The following is a 4,511-nucleotide window of genomic DNA, read 5'->3' as shown; positions in this document are numbered from 1 at the left end:
CTGCGTTCGGGTATAAACTCGGCGCGGCAGAAGGGAAGTTGACCCCGCATTTAAGACCCTTTACGTGGCCGTACATGCAAGCGCCCGGTTTCTGGCGCCGGGGGATGCACCAGCAACCGGGCTACCTGAACGGTAACAAGAGATCTGCTCTTGGCAAATTCGATCTCGGTTATCCGGACAGGGATTTACCTGCGACGACGGGGAGTTGTGACAGGAGTCACCCATTCCCCTCCGACTGACTGGTGGGTCAGCTCAAGGTCACCTGGCGGTTGGTGAGGCCCCCGCGAGCCCTGCGCTCCTCCGGGGTCAGCGGGGCGTCCGTGGCGAGCGCCGCGGCCAGCCGCTCGGCGAACTCGGCGGCGGGCTTCTCGATGTCGTCCGCGCCCATCCCGGTCGGCAGATCCCACACCGGCACGGTCAGACCGTGCGCCCGGAAGGAGCCGACGAGACGGGTTCCCTCACCGAGGCTCGACGTGCCGGCCGCGTGCAGCCGGGCGAGCGCGTCCAGGAGCTGCTCCTCGGGGTGCGGCATGACCCAGCGCAGGTGGTTCTTCTCCGGGGTCTCGCACCAGTAGGCGGATTCCACGCCGGAGAGCCTCACGGTCGGGATGGCGGCGGCGTTCGCCCGCTCCAGGGACGCGGAGACCTCCGTGGAGGCGTTCTCCGAATCCGGCACCCAGAACTCGAAGCCCTCGTGCACGACCGGCTCGAAGGCGCCGTCGGGGTCGAGGATGTCCTGCAGGCGCGGTCCGTCCGCGGGCGCGCGGCGGGACTGCACCGGCGAGCCCGGGGCGGCGGCGAGCGCCCGCTGGAGGGTGTCGGCGAGGTCGCGGCTGATGTCGCCGGACGCGGTGTCGTTCTGCAGGCCGAGCAGGACCGAGCCGTCGTCGCGGCGCAGGGCGGGCCAGGCCATCGGCAGGACCGTCGCCAGCGAGACGGAGGGGACTCCGTCGGGCAGCCCGTCCTTGAGCGGCAGTTCGACGGTCGCCGCGGGGACGAGCTCGCGCAGCGCCACCCAGTCGCCCTCACCGGCCAGGCCCTCGAAGGGGCGGTGCACCAGCTCGGTCACCGCGTGCGCGGCGGCCCGGCCGTGACAGGCCTTGTAACGGCGGCCCGAACCGCAGGGGCAGGGTTCGCGGGCGCCGACGACGGGGACCTCTCCGTCCTTCAGCTGCGGCTGCTGCTTGCCCTTGGTCTGAGGGCGCTTCTTGGCCATCTTGGGTGTCTCCCGGATGCGGCTCTCTTGCGTGGCTCTTCGTACGTCTTGGGCGTACGGGCGCGAGCCTAGCCGCTCACCCAGGAGGCGTCGGGAACACACCGGAACGGCTGTCGGGCGAGGGGCCGTCAGTCGAGATCGTCGAACGGGTCCGCGTACGCGAGGTCGGGTATCGCGGCGGCCGACGGGGCCGCGACGCGCGTAGCGAAATCCTCATGGCGGTGCCCGGCATGTACGACGACCCACACCGTGACCTCGCCATGGGTGTCGTCGCGCACGCCCCAGGCATCCGCGAGAGCCGTGATGATGTTGAGCCCGCGGCCGCCGTGCGCGGTGACCGAGGGGGTGGCCGGAACGGGGCGGGTCGGTCCGCCGCCGTCCGTCACCTCGACCGTCAGCCGGCCCGCCGCGTCCACGCGCCAGGCGGCCCGGACATCACCGTCGCCGACCAGCCCCTGGCCCAGCGGCCTGCCATGCCGGCAGGCATTGCTGAGCAGTTCCGAAAGGATCAGTACGGCATCGTCGATGACCGAATCCGACACCCCGCTCCTGCGCAATTGCTCGCGCATCCGGTGTCTCGCTTCTCCCACGCCCGCCGGGCCATGGGGTACGGCCATGCTCGACGACGCGGGCACCTCCCGTGCCACCACCAACGCCACCCCCGAGACCTCCTTCGCCCCACGCCACGGTGTGAATGCCCCAATGGACTGGACCGGAAACCGGCCAATCCCTGTGTGGTGACGCACTCGTAACGATCGAATACGGACCGAACGCGCCGGTGCACACCCTGTAACCGAAGGGGCTCCCGTTAGTCGCGGCCCAGTTGGGACAGGACTTGCTTGGGGCGGTTGGTGATGATCGCGTCGACGCCGAGTTCTGCGCAGAGATCGACGTCCTCGGGTTCGTTCACGGTCCAGACGTGGACCTGGTGGCCTGCGCGCTTGAGTTTGGCCACGTAGGAGGGGTGGTTGCGCACGATCCGCATGCCGGGGCCCGCGATCCGTACGCCCTCGGGCAGGCGGCCGTCGCGGTGGCGCGGCGAGACGAACTGCATCAGGTAGACCGTGGGCAGGGTGGGGGACGCGGCCCGCACCCGGTGCAGGGAGCGCGCGGAGAAGCTCATGATGCGCACCGGGGACGGGCCTTCGGCGGGTGGGGCATCCAGACCGAAGCGCTTCAGTAGAAGCAGCAGCCTTTCCTCGACCTGGCCCGCCCAGCGCGTGGGGTGCTTCGTCTCGATGGCCAGCTGGACGTTGCGCCCCGAGGCGTTGCTTTCGGCCACCAGCTCAAGGAGCCGCTCCAGGGTGAGGACGGAGGTGTCCTCCCAGTCGGGGCCTTCGTCGGCCTCGGCGTGGTTTCTCTTCCAGGAGCCGAAGTCCAGCGTGGCCAGATCGGCGAGCTCCAGGGCGGAGACGGCTCCTCGGCCGTTCGACGTACGGTTGACGCGTCGGTCGTGGACGCAGACGAGATGGCCGTCCGCGGTCAGGCGTACATCGCATTCGAGGGCGTCGGCACCGTCCTCGACCGCTTTCTTGTACGCGGCCAGCGTGTGCTCGGGAGCGTCGTCGGATGCTCCGCGGTGGGCGACGACCTGGATCTGTTGCTGTCGTGCGAGGGTCACCGCGTCATCGTGCCATCACGGGGTACGCACAGGCTCGCCCGAGGCCGGGTGCACACAGCGCCGGATCCACAGGATCGGCTTATGGTGCCCTGACAGCCCATGGGAAAAGCTGACTGCAGACAGAATCACAGTTGGCCACAGCCAGGCCGTGACCGAGAACGACAGCGTGGACCGAGGAGAGAGCTGTGAGCACCGAGAACGAGGGCAACGAGGTACCCAAGGCCCCGTCCGCACCTCCCGTGCCGGTGGACACTCCCGCTGCTTCCGCCGATCCCGCGCCCCCCGCAGGACCGGCGCCGCACGCGTCGGGCGCCGCGGCCGGAGCCTGGCCGCCGCCCCCGCCGCCGCCCGCCGTTCCTTCGTACGCGCAGGGCGGAGGCGCGGGCTCCACGTGGGGCGCCTCGTACGCGGCGCAGCACCCCGAAGGGCCGAAGCCCGCGGGCCGGCGCGGTGGCCTGATCGCCGCGGTGCTCGTGGCCGCGCTGGTCGCGGGCGGAATCGGCGGCGGCATCGGCTTCTGGGCGGCTGATCGCAACGACGACGCCACGGACTCGACCACGGTCTCCGCATCGGACACCCCGGCCGACCTCAAGCGCGAGCCCGGCTCGGTCGCCGGCATCGCCAACAAGGCGCTCCCAAGCGTCGTCACCATAGACGCCCAGGGGGGCAACGGCGAGGGCGGCACGGGCACCGGCTTCGTCTACGACAAGCAGGGCCACATCCTCACCAACAACCACGTGGTGGCCTCCGCCGCCGAGGGCGGAAAGCTCGCGGCGACGTTCTCGAACGGCAAGAAGTACGACGCCGAGGTGGTCGGCCGTGCCGAGGGCTACGACGTGGCGGTCATCAAGCTCAAGAGCAAGCCCGCGGACCTGAAGCCGCTGCCCCTCGGCAACTCGGACCGGGTGGCGGTCGGCGACTCGACGATCGCCATCGGCGCCCCCTTCGGCCTCTCGAACACGGTCACGACCGGCATCGTCAGCGCCAAGGACCGCCCGGTGACCTCCAGCGACGGGGCGAGCAGCAAGAGTTCGTACATGAGCGCCCTGCAGACCGACGCCTCCATCAACCCGGGCAACTCCGGAGGCCCGCTGCTCGACTCGCGGGGCGCGGTCATCGGCATCAACTCCGCGATCAAGCCCGCGGAGAGCGGCGGCGGCCTCGGCGGCGGCCAGTCCGGTTCCATCGGCCTGGGCTTCGCGATCCCGGTCAACCAGGCCAAGTACGTCGCCGAGCAGCTGATCAAGAACGGCCAGGCGGTCTACCCGGTCATCGGCGCCTCGGTCTCGCTGGGCGAGGACACGGGCGGTGCCACGATCTCCCAGGAGGGCGCGAGCGGTTCGCAGGCGGTCACCCCGAACGGCCCGGCGGACCAGGCGGGCCTCAAGCCCGGCGACGTCATCACGAAGCTTGACGACACGGTGATCGACAGCGGTCCGACCCTGATCGGCCAGATCTGGACCCACAAGCCGGGCGACAAGGTCAAGATCACGTTCGAACGCGACGGCAAGGAGCGCACGGTCGACGTGGTCCTGGGCCAGCGCAAGGGCGAGAGCTGACCCGCTACTCTTGACCCCGCACCGCCCTGACCGGCGGTGCGGGGGGGGTTGCCCGAGCGGCCGAAGGGAACGGTCTTTTAAAACGGCGTGGCGCGAGTCACCGTGGGTTCAAATA

Annotated in this window: 4 protein-coding genes; 1 reads left to right on the top strand and 3 read right to left on the bottom strand. The window is 70.3% G+C overall.

Annotation, left to right across the window (positions count from 1 at the left end; all coding sequences use genetic code 11):
• Nucleotides 1-247: 247 nt before the first annotated feature.
• From ACFWY6_RS08680 to ACFWY6_RS08670, 3 genes are all read right to left on the bottom strand, one after another.
• Nucleotides 248-1,216, bottom strand: coding sequence for a DUF5926 family protein (locus tag ACFWY6_RS08680; RefSeq protein ID WP_384687496.1), 969 nt, complete (start codon nt 1,214-1,216; stop codon nt 248-250).
• Between the two features lie 128 nt (nt 1,217-1,344).
• Nucleotides 1,345-1,962 carry an ATP-binding protein gene (locus ACFWY6_RS08675; protein WP_384687495.1) on the bottom strand — a complete coding sequence of 206 codons (618 nt, stop codon included), beginning with the start codon at nt 1,960-1,962 and terminating at the stop codon, nt 1,345-1,347.
• 62 nt (nt 1,963-2,024) lie between these two features.
• Nucleotides 2,025-2,837: a glycerophosphodiester phosphodiesterase gene (locus ACFWY6_RS08670; RefSeq protein WP_384687494.1), complete on the bottom strand. Its 813-nt coding sequence runs from the start codon at nt 2,835-2,837 to the stop codon at nt 2,025-2,027.
• Nucleotides 2,838-3,022: 185 nt separating this feature from the next.
• Here ACFWY6_RS08670 and ACFWY6_RS08665 point away from each other — a divergent pair, with 185 nt between their 5' ends.
• A complete protein-coding gene (locus tag ACFWY6_RS08665; RefSeq protein ID WP_384687493.1) occupies nt 3,023-4,396 on the top strand; it encodes a S1C family serine protease in 1,374 nt (457 codons plus the stop codon).
• Nucleotides 4,397-4,511 lie beyond the last annotated feature (115 nt).

Origin of the sequence: Streptomyces sp. NPDC059037, from assembly GCF_042740015.1 — a bacterium.
Lineage (GTDB): Bacteria > Actinomycetota > Actinomycetes > Streptomycetales > Streptomycetaceae > Streptomyces.
Note: the sequence above shows the minus strand (reverse complement) of the source record. Positions and strands in the feature narration are given on the sequence as shown.

What these genes read in the sequence shown, in the direction of transcription:
- ACFWY6_RS08680 (WP_384687496.1), bottom strand. Translation starts at nt 1,216, where the DNA reads ATGGCCAAGAAGCGCCCTCAGACCAAGGGCAAGCAGCAGCCGCAGCTG.